Annotated in this window: 1 pseudogene; it reads right to left on the bottom strand. The window is 69.5% G+C overall.

Features of this window, described 5'->3' with window-relative positions:
- Window positions 1-286 (bottom strand): annotated as a pseudogene (locus B3T77_RS04960) (copper resistance system multicopper oxidase); the annotation flags it as partial.
- Window positions 287-311 lie beyond the last annotated feature (25 nt).

Raw genomic sequence — 311 nt, 5'->3', positions numbered from 1 at the left:
GGTCCTTGTTGGGCTGGAGCGACACCAGGTCGGTGTAGACAAGGACGCGGTGATCGACGTCTGTGAGACCGATCGGACGCTCGCCGAGGCGGTTGGCCGGGGCCATGGCGATCGCATCGACGCCGACGCCGACCGCCATGTCCGGCGGGGCGTTCTCGGGGTCACGCATGTTCATGCCGGCCATGGACATCCCGGCCATTTCGCCCGCCGGCGCCGCGCCCTGGGCCGGGGCTCCGTGGTCCATGCCGGCCATCACGCCGTGATCCATCCCGGACATGCCGCCCATTGAGCCGTGATCCATTCCGCCCATG

Source organism: Brevundimonas sp. UBA7838 (genome assembly GCF_002500885.1).
In the GTDB taxonomy this organism is placed as follows: domain Bacteria; phylum Pseudomonadota; class Alphaproteobacteria; order Caulobacterales; family Caulobacteraceae; genus Brevundimonas; species Brevundimonas vesicularis_C.
The sequence above is the reverse complement of the archived record's forward strand: the minus strand, read 5'-3'. Positions and strand labels throughout refer to the sequence as shown.